The sequence below is a fragment of the Enterococcus sp. 10F3_DIV0382 genome (assembly GCF_002140245.1).
Lineage (GTDB): Bacteria > Bacillota > Bacilli > Lactobacillales > Enterococcaceae > Enterococcus_B > Enterococcus_B lactis.
In genome coordinates, this window is sequence record NZ_NGMF01000001.1 from 2,032,167 (window position 1) to 2,046,675 (window position 14,509).

Here is a 14,509-nt window from a genome sequence, read left to right on the forward strand (position 1 = left end):
ACTTACTGGTGGCGAATTTTCTCCTATTACAGAAGCTGTCTCTTATACACATCTAGATGTGTATAAGAGTTATGGAATAAGCTTCTTATTTTCTAATGAGTTAGTGAATAATTTTTTTTACCATGCTTAATAGTATCCTTACGTCTCCTATACGCGTATCTTCTGTTTCTTTATCTATAATTGAACTGTAAACATGAGGAATCACTTTTTTTACACCTGCATCGATTGCAATTTTCAGAATTTCTTCAAAGTTTGAAAGATCAATTCCTCCTGTTGGCTCTAAATAGAAATCATATTTTGCGCAAGCTTCCGCAACTGCTTTAAATTCTTCCCTATGTGCTAAGCCTTTCATCGGGAAATACTTGATTGAAGTACCTCCCATGTCTTGCAGCATTTGAATGGCAGTTTCAATAGGCACTTCAGCTGCTGGCGCTTGTGAACTTAACGGACCTGTAGCAATATTGACATAGCCGATCTTACCTGTTGGTGAAACCAATCCATTGATGACCGTATCATTTTGGCCCAATAAAGCACGAGAAGTCCCCACGCCAGTAAATACTTGATTGACATGTTGTGGTTGTAAAACCCCAGATAAACGCGAAACCATCTGACTTTGGTTTGGATCTCCAGCGCCTAATCCAACTGACAACGCATTATTGGTTGCGTCTTGGTACCTTTTCATATCTTCGATTGCTGCTTCATCGCTAGCATAATTTTTCGATAGCACACCTAGTACGACATGCCCTTCCGCTGCTTCATAGCATGCTTTTGCATTTTCAACTGAATGAGCTAATACATTTAAACATACCCGATTTTTATAATAATTTGGGATAACTGACAATTTAAAAGCCTCCTACATGATTTCTCTCAATCTTTTTATGATTTTTTCCATTTCGTTTTGGCTGACGGAACGAATGTCGAACTCAATGATTCCGTTATTTGCTTGATATTCTCGAGTGTAGACTGCTGGATTTCGTGCTTTTAATTCCTGAATGACTTCTTTCGCACTTTTATCGCCATTAATCGTTACACTTGCTCGATAAATATCTCTGCCGGCACCATCTTGAACTATTTTCGCTGATAGGTCAGGAAGTTGATTGATTGCGTTAACAAAAGGCGTTAATCGTTGCTTCATGGAGTCACCGGATTCGCTCCCATTTTTTAAATAATCTTCTAGTGCCTGGGTAAGGCCTAAAATATTATCTTTACCGATTTTCATTGCTCGGCCAATACCTTTAGACTGTAGCCGAATCCATTGAATATACTTCTTTTTTCCTATGACCAGTCCGGCACTCGGACCTTCGATTGCTTTTGCCCCAGAGTAAATCACTAAGTCAACGCCCATTTCGCTATATTTGAATAAATCTTCTTCCGCAGCTGCATCAACGATCAATGGCAAACGATGAGCTTTGGCAACTTCTACCATTTCTGCCACCGTCAGCATACTTTTCTGAACTGCATGATGACTTTTAATATATAGAAGCGCAGCAGTTTTTTCCGTAATCATCATGGAAACATGTTCCGGTGTACACATATTTGCATAGCCAGCTTCTATGACTTTTCCTCCACCTTGAGCAACCATTACTTCAACCGGTGTCCCATAATCTACATTATGTCCCTTAGGTATGATGATTTCCCGTCTAGCGATTTTTTCTGTATAGGGATGATAGACATGGTACATGTTGCCCTGTCCGATTAAAGCAGCAACAGATTGAGCTATCCCTGCTGAAGCAGAAGAAACGATTTGCGCATCTTCCACTTTCAGTAATTGAGAAAGATAAGCGCCGGTTTTGATGGCAAGATCACTCATCTCAAAAAAATGCTCGCCTCCAAATCGTTGTGCTGCTAGGACACTTTCAGATACCTTAGAAACCCCTAGGATCGTCATTTTTCCCGATGCATTAATGACTTCTTTTAAATCAAACTTTCCATAGCTAATTGTCATATATGACGCCTCCAATAATTGTTTTAATCGGTAAAATTTGTTCTTTAGCTATACGTGTAAATCCGTTGGAATCTTTCAATTCCTTTTCATTTTCAACAATCTCAAATATCGTCAAATCTGCATCATAATTGACAGCTAACTGGCCCTTATTCTTCAAATGAAAATTCCGTGCAGGAACTGCTGTAACTTTTTCAATGATTTCTTCCCAAGAATAGCCGACTACCCTCAATTTTTCTAAAGTAGTTGCTAGATCAAAAACTGGGCCATTTGTACGATTGCGGATGTAGATATCCGTACTAATAGAGGTAGCTTTCATTCCTGCTTTTAGTGCGGTTTCTGCCACATGGAAATTAAAGCTATCCGTCCCATGTCCAATATCAAAGACAACACCATTATTGTAAGCATCCCAGACAAAGTTTTTAATTTGATCTGTCTTTGGATCTAAAATACCGTTTGGTTTTCCATTAAAACAATGGGTCAATACATCGCCTCTTTCCATTCTTGACAATACTTCTTCTAACTCAGGAGGTGCAGAACCGATATGAACCATCAATGGCAGATCATTGTTTTCTGACTGGATTTTTTTAGCTAATTCTAATGGCTTAATGCCATTTTCACCAACAACTGTCTTACTCATTCTCGCTTTGATCCCGACAATAAATTCCGGCAGTTCTGCTAACGCAGTACTTACTAGATCTTCTTGAATCTTTGTTAGATCAGCAAGTTCATCTTGTTTGACAATGCCCCATTTAGAGATATTCATTAGCGCATACACATTTGTCTTGACCGATTTCGTCAATTGATAAAATTCACGGATGTTTTCTGCTCCCGTAGTTCCAGCATCAATGACCGTCGTCACACCTTTTTCGACCCCTATCTGATCAGGATAGTCATAATAAAGATTCATCTTTTCATAGCAGTGGACATGATCATCGATCCACCCAGCGGATAAATAATACTTTCCCTCCAAGTCAACTACTTCTTGCGCCGGCTGATTTATTTCTGTTGCAACTGCTTTAATCATGCCTTTTTCTATAGCGACCTCTATCTTAGATCCATCAATCAACCTTCCATTTTTAATCAAAGTATCAAACATTTAATGACCCTCTTTCTATTAATTTACTGCCGGGAAGATTGCTCCTAAAATCATTGCTCCTAAAATAGCACCTCCAGCAATTGGTTTTTTCCAAGCATAGAATCCTAGTGCTCCTAATGTAGCGCCAATGCCGATTGGAATAGATGCTGCACACGCGCTTAATATAATTAATGGACCCAAAAAACGTCCAGATGAATTTCCTGCCCCCATCATGACGTCAGCACCAAAAGTGGAATTTGATTGATTGATCGTAAATTTACGAATCAAGACAATGATGCCACCAACAATCAAACCTAGAACCAAACCAGTCAATAAAGAGAGTGCAAAATTATCGATTGGTGCCGCTATTTTCATACTTAAGAGAATTGCTGGTACCCCAATTCCGATCCCAGTTAGGATCGAACCGCCTAAGTCCAAGATCCCAACTAAAGAGCCTTCTAAAATTCTGGCAAATAAGAAACTAGCACCAAACGCTGCCGCTGCGCCATAGGATCCGCCATCCAGCCCGGCTTTTAACATCGCCACGATCGAAACTTCATTGAATGCACCCACACCATACATCACATACATGTGTGTTCCTGCAAATACAGCAGCGGACATAATTCCTACGATTAGCGGAAAAGACCAGTCTGCAAACCAAAAGCTCTTTTGCCGCTTTACTTCTAATACTTTTGCTTGTTCTTCTGTTGTCTCCATGATTCTCCTCCTATTTCACACTAAAGATGTTGTGCAAGTTATCAAGCCAATTAGGCACTTGAAGCTGGAAGCTCTTGATCATTTCCATATCAAATCCACGGAAAAATCCACTGAAAATAAATAATAAAACAATAGCGATCATCATGCTCTTCGTGACGCGATTCCAACCGCTCTCATCGACGCCTTTACCAATCAAGATTCCTAGAACAACACCAGGTACCGCATTTCCCATGATCAATTGCGCGATACCACCAAAAAGAGTGCCCCAAAAACCAGTTCGTTTCCCTGCGTCTAAAGCTGCCAACCAAAAAATAACTGGCATTACTGTATTGATCAGAATCGTCGCTGCTGGTACCAAAACGGAAACCGCCGTCACTTGTAACGCCTCTGGAATTGCTGCAGCTGTTGTGTTTAAGAAGGCTACCACCCCTGCCCCGATAACCGCTCCAATGATCCCCATTTTTTTCGGATCATGCATGGTCTGGGTGACATCTTTGTTTTTTGCTAGAAGTGCTGCCGCTGCCCAATTGGGAATGATTCGATGCGTCACATCTTGTGTGAATGCACCAGCACCAACTGAAGAAGCCCATGCATTAAAGAAAAAGCCTAAACCAAATGAAAAATGAGAAGCTGGATCACCCATGCAGGCATTCATTTCGCCTAATGTTCTAAAAGCTCCTAAACCTTGTGTATTAGGTGCATGAAACATTCGAGCTGCCCCGACAGATGCTGCAAAACCAAGTAATCCCCCGATAATAACCGATTTGACTAGAATGATTACGAAATCCACGTTATTCTTTCCCCCTTATAATTCAAAATTAGATTTTTTTAGTTACAAATGGAATGGCAATCCCATTTGGATCTTCAGTCATTTGCTGGCTGAACGATATGTCTGCCAATTTTATTTCTGTTACAGCCACAGTAACAGAAAGTTCGACTTCATAGCTGATACGTTGCCGTGGGAAGAAGAAAAATAGAAAGCGTTCTGTGTATTTGTTTTCGACCGCCTTTAAAATATCCACATTGACTGGTTCGATTCGCAATAATACGTTTGATTGTTCCATTATTTTGTTTTGAATTTCTGCTAACGCTGATGCAAAAGCATGTTGCTTTGTTTCCCCTTTACCGGAGACGATAACTTTTTGCTGAATTGTCTTTTGAACGCTCATTTCATATCCCTCTTTCTATTTTCCATGCTTTTTGATAAATTCTTCTGTCAGACGTTTCCCTAATTCCTCTTGATCCATAAAGCCGAAACCTAGAACAGTTTTGCCATCCTTGATAGCTGTAATCCCTTCTTCAATCGAACGCATACCATGTCGTTCTGGATAGCCATATTTTGTTGCTGCTGTTAATGCACCTGCACCACCACTACCACAAAAAGAGATACCCATATCTGCATGCTCTTGTTGCATCACATCGCCCAAACGCATATCTGCCCCCATTCCTGGTACGACAAATGCTTTGCCGCCAGCTGCTTCTACCCCTTTGGCCACATTTTGTCCTTTACCCATACGGTCTGCAATAACTACTGTAATCATGATTGTTCCCTCCTAAATATTAATTATTTTTTGCTGTTTCAAAATGAATCGACAAAACATATATTTCATCATCGGTTAAATTACCGATACTTCTAACTATTTCATCAGAAATAGTTATGGCTTCTTTGGATACTTCTTTGAACAAATCCCGATCGACTACGGGAATCGTTTCCTTTCTTTGAGAACGTTTCAGCATCTCATTCAAGTGATTAATTAGAATGGTCCACTGCAACTCGGTTGGTACAATAGCATGTTCTACTAATCGCTCTTCAATTAGATCAATCACTTGTTTTAACTTTTCCCGATTTTGACTTTCCTCGATAATTTTTAAAGCCTCGTCTGACATTTTCACTAACTTGACGCTCCTTCTTTTATATATGAGAATAATGCACTGATTTCTGACTGATTGATTCCTAAATTATTTTCTGCAAAAACTGCTTCGATTTTTCCTACCAGTGTTCCTTTGTCTAAAATAATCTGATCTACTTGACGACCTTCTGCCATATATTGTTGATCAAATGTGATACGATGAACCATTAAGAATACATGAAGCAAAAAAGCTTCTCGATATTCTTGGATCAATTCTGCTTCCAAAATGACAAGTAAACGTTCATAAATCGTATAAGCTTTCAAAATCAATTCCTTGCTAAAGTCTTCTAAAGTATCTTTATTGATGGACGTTTCTCTAAGATTCAAGTTATGCCTTTCCTGCTGATTGGAAGAAGCTAGTATTTTTTTTATTATTTGTTGAATTTTTTTCAAGTCCTGTTCAGTGGGTAATGGATGGACTTTGATGAAAGGACGATCGATGCCATTGATTGGAAAAATACTAATCACCAAATCAGGATCTTTGGTAGCAATCATTTCTTGCGCATTCAATACTGAAGCAAATGCCACGATAGTGATATTATTTAATTCTTCATTGATCTTTTGCTTGATCAAACTAGTCACACCCAACCCTGTTGAACAAATGTAGACGGCTCTAACGCTTCGTAGATCTTCTTCTCTTTCGTAGGAAACCAAAAAGTGTAAGGCGATATATGCCACGAAAGAATCATTGATCAGAATATTTTGTTCACTTATTTCTTGTCGAACTGCTTGCTTGATTGCATCAAATAATTCCGGGTATTTCTGCTTGATATCTTCTTTAAAAGGATTATATTCATTGACAAATTTTTTCTTTCTCGATAATCGCATAGATAAATGAGCATACAGATTCGTCAACAATTGTGGATCTTGATAAAAAGAATGGTTGATTGCTTTACTTACTTTATAAATCACATTCTCAACTAGTTTCATAACGTCTTGCTGGTGAATCGTGTCGAATGTATCACTATAGATATAATGATATTCATCCTCGAACAGTGGCAACTGATAATAATCAAAGACCTGCTGCATGACGCGATAAGAAAGATCGTTTTTGTCTAATTCTTGTTCAGCAACCAATTGATAACGACCAATTGTAGCCTCTTTGCGTAAGCGAACGGTAGCAATTGTCACTCGAATCAGAATATTTAGTAATTCCGCGTAATTCAGTTTCTCTAGATTTTCAAATTCCAGTAAGTGCCGCATTCGAATGATTACTTGATTAAATACCTCTTGGATAGGTGTAGCAGTAGCAGAATACATTTCAAAGTATTCAGTCTCACCGCCGTTCAATAACAATGACATTAATTTATAAATGTCATAATCCGTGAACTCTTTTTGAAGAATCTCTTCAATCGTTAATCGAACTAGACGTTCTTCTCCTGTGATCCAAAAACCCTTTCGCGCCTGACGATTCAAGGTCAATCCTTCCTTAAGAAAATTATTTTCCAGCACATCTAAATCATTCATGATCGTATCTTTGCTGACATCTAATGCGTTGGCCATTTTCATTCCAGTAATAGCTTCTTTTGTTACTAAAAGCATAATTAGTAAACGTTTGATTCGGAGACTTTGATCTGCAAATATTTCAAAACGATTAACATCCATCAATTCGCTTTTTAATTTGATTCGATCAGAGCTACTAATATTCATCCAAATTCCCTGACTACGTTTGCTATATAGGACTTGCTTCCGTTCATTCAGCCACTCTCTTATATCATCTAGATCGTATTTTATCGTCCGAACACTAACATTTTCTTTTTCAGCCAACTTTTTGATTGTTACCGGTTCAGACATTTCCACCAAGTAAATCAAAAGCTGCCTTTCTCTTTTTGTTAGCTGCTGCATTATCATCTCTCCTTACATTGCTAATATAAGCGTTTTCTAAACTAACAACAATATGAAATGTTTGCACTTAACTAAGTGCAACTTATAGCTTTTTAACTAAACTTACAGAGTTTATCTATTATAAAGACGACTACATGTACTGTTAAAATACGTTTTTTATTGCACTAAGTCGTAATATAAATAATCAAACGCTTTTTCAAATTTTTTAAATTAAAAAATTGAGAACAGCTTTCAATATCTTAAACCGTATATTCTCTAAAAATATCATGGCTTACACGTTCTATCCTAAATAAAGTTTGACTGGATCACCATACAAAAATTAAACTCCATGTAGAATAATACGCGGCTGACGAATTCCTACATGAAGCTTATCTATGACTATAAATATTTAAAAGTAATGAATAAAACTAATCAATGATACACGTTTATTGGTATTGATCATACTCAAATAAAAAATATTCAAACAGATGGATTCATACTTTCTATCCCACTAAAATTTCATAAAGTATATATAATTCCCATGTCGATATTTTGATTTTATAAAACTGTTCCAAAGTATAGAAAATCGTTTGTGTATTTTGATAAAACAATTTGTTGTTGATTTTCAGCTGGTTGATATCTTCTGGGACTGGATAGTCTTCTGCACCAAGTATCGTTCGTTCGACCATCAAAGCTAGATGCATCATTAAATTGAACTTCATTTTAGCATTCAACTGAAGACTGAATCTTTTCTCGCACTTTTCTACTACATCTTCTACTTGTCGGATAATCACATCAGGGTTTAAAAATTCGAGTTTTTCAGATAAACCTTCTTTTGAAAAGAAATGAATGAATTCGTTCGTTAATAATGGAACACTACTAGGATGAATTAGGTTTCTCAATTGTCTATTCAATTTATTCTCTGCATCTTCATCCAAAACATCAATTAGATTAATACTAGGAACCGGGGTTGTGTTATCCAGATAGGAAGTTGTCAAGATCAACGCCGTCTCTTTCAAATATCCTTCTTCCGAAGAAGCTCGTTCTAATGTGCTCACTAATTCTCCGTAGTTTAATACGATTAGCTTAATGTCAGGATTAAAGTATTTTTCACAGATCATTTTTATTTTCTTAGCAATATCACGACCAGATATACTAGAAATAATGACATTTTTTTCTACAGCAAAACCTTCAAAATACTGGATATTCGTTACAAAATCACTTTCTGCCGTTTTTGCAATCTCATAAAAAAGATTTCCATTGATTAGTTGCTGTCCAATCTCTAGTGCATAAGAGGTAGTTAAATTATTAATAACTAATAATTCTCCTAAAATTTGAGGCTTCAAGCTCTTATATAAATGAGTTAATGAGCCCATATCCACAAGCATGATCACTCCTTCAGATGTATCTCTTTCTGAAAGCCAATCATTAACTTTTGTGATAATATCTCTAGCAGAAGATGATAAAGGCATATTGATAGCATCAAAAACGTAATCTCCACACATTTTATTTGCCACAGCTTGAATACTACTAGCAGTCGCATTTCCATGAGCTACTAGTAATGCTTGGTAACGGATGTCTTCTGAGACCTTGCCGATCAGCATTACACCTAAGAAGAAAGTAACAAAGGGGCGAATTTCTAGAGGAAGCTCTCTTGTGAGATTAGTAGTTAAAAGTATAGTTCTAGGATACTGTTTTGATAGTAGATGTATTTTTTCTTTTAAATTTTTTTCTGGTAGTTTTCCTTTTAAGATTTGTAGTAACCTACAAACAATTTCAAGGGGTTCTAGCGTCATCGCTTCATTGTCGATGATTCTACGATTTTGTTTTTGGATGCTTGTTTTCATACTTAAAGACAAACTATCATTTGACAAAGTCACTACATTTTCTAAGTATTGACTATCAAATTTTTGTAATTTTTCTTTTAATTCAGCAAATTCATTTATATCTAATATAGGCATCAGTCTCTCTGCAAAAATCTGGTATTCCTCAATAGATGGACTAGATGTAGAGGGGTAAGTTATTTTAACTGTTGTTTTCTTATCTTGACCTATAAATAATGTTTGACTATGAGGTGTCAGCCTTAATGCATCAGCACAACTCATCCTTACCTGATTTGATAAGCTTCCAATATTACCTGAAAGTTCTTGTGTTGTTAAGGCAAAAAAATTCTCGTTTGAAATAACTATATTCTTTTTTATTCGCTTTGCTTCTCGTTCAAACAAATATTTGACTAGCTCTATACGCTCAAATATTGGTCGTTCATGAAAAGCTGGTAATTCAACAATAACGGAAATACGTCGATAAAATGTCGGTAATAGTGCTTCTTCAGGCTTTTCAGTCGTTGCAAATAATAATCGAACATTCGAAGAAATCATTTCTGCTTCTTCGCCGATAGGCCGAAAATTCCCTGTATCCATAAATTGAAATAGTTTTTCCTGATTCTCGTGAGATAATCGATGTACTTCGTCTAAAAATAAAACACTATCATCAGCTTGCGCTAAAAGACCAACCTTTTCTTTTTCTGCTCCTGTAAAAGCACCTTTTGTGTGTCCGAATAGAATAGAAGATAATAACTCAGGGTTATTAGCGTAATCTGCACAATTGAAGACAAAGAAATTTTTTGTTCCTTTACACTTTTTTTCTTTAAGATATTTAAAAATTAAGTGTGCTAAAAAACTTTTTCCAACTCCACTTGCTCCGTGCAAAAGAAGTGGTAATCCTAATGGTGGATACAATACTGCTGCCTTACACGTCTCAATTGCTCGTTTAGCACTACCATTATTTCCAATATACTGAGCAAACGCATCTTTCACGCCTTTATTTTCTGATTCAGCAATTGACCAGTACACTGGTTTTGTTCCGCTTTTTTGTATTTCATTTTTATCTAATAATTCATTCAAATATAAGCTTGTTGCTGAGCGGCTTAATGAGATAGAATCAGCAATCTCCTGTGTTGTCAAGGTAGTTGCTCCAGATAATAAATTCAGTAACTGCTCTCTCGTTTCTTGTCGCATACTCAAACCTCCTCATAAAAAATATAGTATATGATAAGAAATGGAAATGCCATATCCTCCAAAAAGACTTACAGCAGATGGAATACTAAAAAATCAAAACTACTGCAGTCAGAGTGTATCAAATCATACTCTTAGCTACAGTAGTTTTTCCTATGGGACACGGCTCTACTTATTTCGAACGTAGTAATTGAGATAATATCAAGGTGGCTGCTTCATTGTCGGTTTTAGGTTGTAGAATCTCTGCTGCTTCATCATCAACAAAATGATTCAACCAGATCGGACACCAGCCGGCTAATCTAGATGGAATAACATCATTTTGATAACTATCCCCTAAATAATAAATTTTTGTTATCTTTTCTGGCAATTGTTTAGAAACTTTTCGAAAACAGCTTACACTTGGTTTTGCATCACCTAACTTTTCTGAAATAAATTGCCATCTCGGTTCGATAAAACGATCAAGTTCTAATTGATCTAGTTTACTTTGCTGTTGCTGAGTGAATCCATTTGTTATAATTCCGCATAGAATTCCACTTTTTTTCAAAACACTTAAAAGTAAAGACATTTCAACTGACAAAGTCTGTTTGCTTTGGCATAAATGATAGTAAGCATCTAATTCAGATAAATTGGTATTCTTCTTTGAATTTAATGTTTCCATCACTAGTAACCATCGTTCGTCTTTCTTTTTTTTATCTAATTTTCCTTCTTGATAAAACTTATAAATCTTTTCGCTATGACAGCGGAATTCATGATAAAGACGCTTTAAAAAAGGTTCTTCGAGGAAAGAGTCAGGATAGTACTTTCGGATGGTACATTTGAAGGCACTATAATTGTCTAATAATGTATCATCAATATCGAAAAAAACAGCAGTGTTTTCTAGCATATCCCTAACAGTCCTAATATAATACCTAAAAACATAATACCAAACATTACTACATTTACGTTGACTTTTTTCCGTAATAACCAAAATGCAAATAACGTCACCGCTAATGGTACGATGCCTATAAATAATTGATCAAGGTAATCTTGAATTTTCATCACTTCTTTGCTGCCTTCCACGCTCACTTCTAAGATGGTCTTGAATTTGACATTCGATGCTGTCATTGATCCCATCATCATTAAGCCCAACATACTTGAAGCTTTTGTCAAAATTTTCATTCCACCTGATTCATACATTCGTTGAATAAAACTGGCACCCACAGAATAACCGCTATACAGTGCGTAATAGTGAATGAGAAAAGCCGGAATATTATAAATCAATAAAAATATGATTGCACCTAGCGGAGAACCAGTTGCTGCTAAAGAGATACCGATACCCGCTGCGATTACCCGTAAAATTCCCCAGAAAAATGAATCTCCAATACCTGATATTGGTCCCATTAATGATGCTTTAACAGCAGTGATTGAACTGGCGTCAAAATGTTCATCTTCACTATTTTGCTTTTCCATTGAAGCAACTAATCCCATAATGAAATTATTAATATGCATCGTTGCATTGAACCAGGTTGTATGGCGAACAATTGCCTCTGCACGTTCTTCTTTTGTTTGATAAAAACGATTGATAACTGGCAGCAGCGTATAAATGACGCCTACTGCGTGGTATTGCGTTGCTCCAGTACGACTGGCATTCATCGTCCATGAACGCCAAAAGACAGAACGCATCATTTTCTTTTCTTCTTTTGTCAAGTTTTCTTGGAATCTCATGCGAAAAAGTCCTCCTCTTCTTCTGCTTTTGTCATTAGCCCTTTGTCATGCCTATTACCATTTTTACCAACCTCTCTAATTTCAATATCCCGCTGAGCGCTGACAACACAGATAACAACCCCAATCACAGCAACAGCCACTGCCGGCAGTTGTAAGTAAGCGGTTAGAACAAATCCAAGGATATAAAAAACAGCTAACTTATTGTCCCATAAGAGCTTCATCAACATGGCAAATCCAACAGCAGGCAACAACCCTCCAGCTGCACTAAGACCATTCATTAGACTTTGAGGGATATGTTCAACAAAGGAATTTACCGGACCACTCCCAGCTAAAATTCCAATGAAAGAAATAGATGCAATGATTAAATAATAGATCACCCATGTACCAAAATGTAGCGTAAGGATCATTTTTTGGTTATTTTCACGTGCAGCTTTATCTAAAGCTGGAGCAAAGATATTCATGAAAACATTTTTCAAAAACATAACGACAAATGCAGCTAACATACCAATTGGCACAGCGAGAGTCATTGCTGCTTTTTGTTCTACATTAGAAATGATGGCGAAAGTTGTAGCTAAAGTTGTGGCCGTTACTGGCTCTGCTGCTATCACTCCGCCAATATTTACATTTCCTAAAAATACGGCTTCCAAAGAGGCTCCCATCAAAATACCCGTTTTCATGTCCCCCATTAAAATACCTGTAACGAGACCTACTACTAATGGACGTTCCATCATACTTTGTCCAGTCAAATAGTTACCCGCAAAACAGATAAATACTGCTAAAGCTGCCATAGTTGCGTGCATTAACATATTTTATTCCTCCCTACTCTAATGCATCTTCTAAACTTAATTGCGGATTTGACGGCAACACCTGGTTGTAACTATTTACTCGATCTAATTTAGCTAATTCCTTTGCTGCAGCTAATTCATTAGGATTCAACTGCACACTAGGAAATATCATTTTTTTCGTTGATGGATCAGATTTATCAAATCTACCTGCGTTAGCAACATTGACTGTTTCTATGTTTTCTACATTTTGAGCTATTTTATTTGCATCGGATACGCTATTTACAATGACAAAAATTCGTTTGTCGGCTCCTCTTGGATCATTGAATATATTGATAGCATCATCCACCGAACGAATCAATAGTTTCATTCCATTTGGTACAGCCATCTTCAATGTCATTTGCATGACCTCATTTTTTGCTGCTTCATCATTAGCAACCACTAATAATGGCGCATTTAATTCTTTCGTCCAAACTACAGCTACTTGACCATGGATTAGTCGATCGTCCACACGTATTTGAGTTATCATTCTTTTTTCCTCCTTATTTTGTATCAAATTACTATAATAGTTTCTTCTTACACTTTTGATTTAAAAAAATATCTCTTCTGTAGGCAAATCTGTTGATACTAAACGAACCTGGCTTATCTCAATTGCTTCGTTTATACTTTGTTTTGTAAAGACCTCATTTTCCGGTGTTAGGACTAAAGATAATATAATTGCTAAATTACTATTAGAAATGACAAACAATTGATCTTTTTTTTGTTTTATCATTTCTGCTACCACTGTTTGATTTACACTTCCGCCAAACAGATCGGTAAAGATAATTCCTTGTTCTCCTTCTTCGATAGAATCTATAAAGTTAGAAATGATGGGCGTATAGTCTTCATTTGTTAAATATGCATTAATGACTTCAAGTTCTGCTCCTTTATCAGCTAAAATCGCCATTGAATTTTGAAAGCCGCTTGCTAGTCGCCCATGTGTTGCAACTAAAAATTTTTTTTTCATATTTTTCACCTCACTTTATATTAAGCAAATACTATGCCAAAAAATAAAAGTATATGAAAGTCCCATTCCTTGAGCTTTCTAATACTTTTCAAACTGTTTAAACAGTTTGATTTACTTCTAAACAGATGCTAATAGGTGATAGAAAGCTTGATAATAAATTTGTCTAAACCAGTACTTCGAACCTAATTAACTATACAGATGCGTTTTCGCTCATGTTAACTTTCATTCAATATATGAGAGAAAGCTCTATTTTCATAAAAAATTTTGAGGTAAAACTACTAATAAACCAAAATGTAAAAAATCATTTTTATTATCCTGAAAGATGAATCTTCTGATTACAAAAAAGCCACTTTTCTAAGTGGCTTTTGAACAGAAGGTCATTATCATAATCATAGGAGAATGGTTTAGTGCTAGCAGAATAATGATAATGAGAAGAGTACTATCACAAATACTCCTGAGAATAGTTTTCAAAAGGAAAATAGTTGTCAACGGTCTGTGATAGTGACTTAATTATGTCACGATAATAGCTGTC

15 protein-coding genes are annotated in these 14,509 nt (G+C 36.4%); all 15 read right to left on the reverse strand.

Translation table 11 applies throughout. The features are described 5' to 3' along the window. Positions 1-100: 100 nt before the first annotated feature. The 15 genes from A5849_RS10200 to A5849_RS10270 all read right to left on the reverse strand — a co-directional run bounded on the left by A5849_RS10200 (position 101) and on the right by A5849_RS10270 (position 13,977). On the reverse strand, positions 101-841 hold the full coding sequence (locus A5849_RS10200) for a KDGP aldolase family protein (protein WP_086310070.1): 741 nt from the start codon (positions 839-841) through the stop codon (positions 101-103). 12 nt (positions 842-853) lie between these two features. Next, positions 854-1,945, reverse strand: coding sequence for a DgaE family pyridoxal phosphate-dependent ammonia lyase (locus tag A5849_RS10205; RefSeq protein WP_002320339.1), 1,092 nt, complete (start codon positions 1,943-1,945; stop codon positions 854-856). Continuing rightward, complete coding sequence (locus A5849_RS10210) at positions 1,935-3,041, reverse strand: amidohydrolase/deacetylase family metallohydrolase (protein WP_002309664.1); 1,107 nt, start codon at positions 3,039-3,041, stop codon at positions 1,935-1,937. Before A5849_RS10210 ends, A5849_RS10205 begins: the two co-directional genes overlap by 11 nt. 18 nt (positions 3,042-3,059) lie before the next feature. Further along, positions 3,060-3,737, reverse strand: coding sequence for a DUF4310 family protein (locus A5849_RS10215; RefSeq protein WP_002309665.1), 678 nt, complete (start codon positions 3,735-3,737; stop codon positions 3,060-3,062). Positions 3,738-3,747: 10 nt separating this feature from the next. Beyond that, positions 3,748-4,527: a DUF4311 domain-containing protein gene (locus A5849_RS10220; RefSeq protein ID WP_002309666.1), complete on the reverse strand. Its 780-nt coding sequence runs from the start codon at positions 4,525-4,527 to the stop codon at positions 3,748-3,750. A gap of 28 nt (positions 4,528-4,555) precedes the next feature. After that, positions 4,556-4,906, reverse strand: a complete 351-nt coding sequence (locus A5849_RS10225; protein ID WP_002288312.1) for a DUF4312 family protein — start codon at positions 4,904-4,906, stop codon at positions 4,556-4,558. Positions 4,907-4,921: 15 nt separating this feature from the next. Then, complete coding sequence (locus tag A5849_RS10230; protein WP_002309668.1) at positions 4,922-5,278, reverse strand: glycine-rich SFCGS family protein; 357 nt, start codon at positions 5,276-5,278, stop codon at positions 4,922-4,924. 19 nt (positions 5,279-5,297) lie between these two features. Continuing rightward, positions 5,298-5,630, reverse strand: a complete 333-nt coding sequence (locus A5849_RS10235; RefSeq protein WP_002291790.1) for a PRD domain-containing protein — start codon at positions 5,628-5,630, stop codon at positions 5,298-5,300. Continuing rightward, positions 5,630-7,492: a PRD domain-containing protein gene (locus A5849_RS10240; protein ID WP_002320342.1), complete on the reverse strand. Its 1,863-nt coding sequence runs from the start codon at positions 7,490-7,492 to the stop codon at positions 5,630-5,632. Before A5849_RS10240 ends, A5849_RS10235 begins: the two co-directional genes overlap by 1 nt. A gap of 482 nt (positions 7,493-7,974) precedes the next feature. Beyond that, the gene (locus A5849_RS10245) at positions 7,975-10,488 is read right to left on the reverse strand and encodes a sigma 54-interacting transcriptional regulator (RefSeq protein ID WP_002345037.1); all 2,514 of its coding nucleotides are present in this window, start codon (positions 10,486-10,488) and stop codon (positions 7,975-7,977) included. A gap of 169 nt (positions 10,489-10,657) precedes the next feature. Continuing rightward, positions 10,658-11,368 (reverse strand): HAD family hydrolase, encoded by a 711-nt coding sequence (locus A5849_RS10250; protein ID WP_086310071.1) that lies wholly within the window; start codon positions 11,366-11,368, stop codon positions 10,658-10,660. Continuing rightward, positions 11,362-12,189 (reverse strand): PTS system mannose/fructose/sorbose family transporter subunit IID, encoded by an 828-nt coding sequence (locus A5849_RS10255; protein WP_065772728.1) that lies wholly within the window; start codon positions 12,187-12,189, stop codon positions 11,362-11,364. The genes A5849_RS10250 and A5849_RS10255 overlap by 7 nt, the downstream gene beginning before the upstream one ends. After that, complete coding sequence (locus A5849_RS10260; RefSeq protein WP_002320346.1) at positions 12,186-12,995, reverse strand: PTS mannose/fructose/sorbose/N-acetylgalactosamine transporter subunit IIC; 810 nt, start codon at positions 12,993-12,995, stop codon at positions 12,186-12,188. The genes A5849_RS10255 and A5849_RS10260 overlap by 4 nt, the downstream gene beginning before the upstream one ends. A 13-nt stretch (positions 12,996-13,008) precedes the next feature. After that, a complete protein-coding gene (locus A5849_RS10265; protein WP_002320347.1) occupies positions 13,009-13,500 on the reverse strand; it encodes a PTS sugar transporter subunit IIB in 492 nt (163 codons plus the stop codon). A gap of 60 nt (positions 13,501-13,560) precedes the next feature. Continuing rightward, the gene (locus A5849_RS10270; protein ID WP_049142212.1) at positions 13,561-13,977 is read right to left on the reverse strand and encodes a PTS mannose transporter subunit IIA; all 417 of its coding nucleotides are present in this window, start codon (positions 13,975-13,977) and stop codon (positions 13,561-13,563) included. Positions 13,978-14,509 lie beyond the last annotated feature (532 nt).

What these genes read in the sequence shown, in the direction of transcription:
- A5849_RS10205 (WP_002320339.1), bottom strand. Translation starts at nt 1,945, where the DNA reads ATGACAATTAGCTATGGAAAGTTTGATTTAAAAGAAGTCATTAATGCA.
- A5849_RS10210 (WP_002309664.1), bottom strand. Translation starts at nt 3,041, where the DNA reads ATGTTTGATACTTTGATTAAAAATGGAAGGTTGATTGATGGATCTAAG.
- A5849_RS10215 (WP_002309665.1), bottom strand. Translation starts at nt 3,737, where the DNA reads ATGGAGACAACAGAAGAACAAGCAAAAGTATTAGAAGTAAAGCGGCAA.
- A5849_RS10225 (WP_002288312.1), bottom strand. Translation starts at nt 4,906, where the DNA reads ATGAGCGTTCAAAAGACAATTCAGCAAAAAGTTATCGTCTCCGGTAAA.
- A5849_RS10230 (WP_002309668.1), bottom strand. Translation starts at nt 5,278, where the DNA reads ATGATTACAGTAGTTATTGCAGACCGTATGGGTAAAGGACAAAATGTG.
- A5849_RS10240 (WP_002320342.1), bottom strand. Translation starts at nt 7,492, where the DNA reads ATGCAGCAGCTAACAAAAAGAGAAAGGCAGCTTTTGATTTACTTGGTG.
- A5849_RS10245 (WP_002345037.1), bottom strand. Translation starts at nt 10,488, where the DNA reads ATGCGACAAGAAACGAGAGAGCAGTTACTGAATTTATTATCTGGAGCA.
- A5849_RS10250 (WP_086310071.1), bottom strand. Translation starts at nt 11,368, where the DNA reads ATGCTAGAAAACACTGCTGTTTTTTTCGATATTGATGATACATTATTA.
- A5849_RS10255 (WP_065772728.1), bottom strand. Translation starts at nt 12,189, where the DNA reads ATGAGATTCCAAGAAAACTTGACAAAAGAAGAAAAGAAAATGATGCGT.
- A5849_RS10260 (WP_002320346.1), bottom strand. Translation starts at nt 12,995, where the DNA reads ATGTTAATGCACGCAACTATGGCAGCTTTAGCAGTATTTATCTGTTTT.
- A5849_RS10265 (WP_002320347.1), bottom strand. Translation starts at nt 13,500, where the DNA reads ATGATAACTCAAATACGTGTGGACGATCGACTAATCCATGGTCAAGTA.
- A5849_RS10270 (WP_049142212.1), bottom strand. Translation starts at nt 13,977, where the DNA reads ATGAAAAAAAAATTTTTAGTTGCAACACATGGGCGACTAGCAAGCGGC.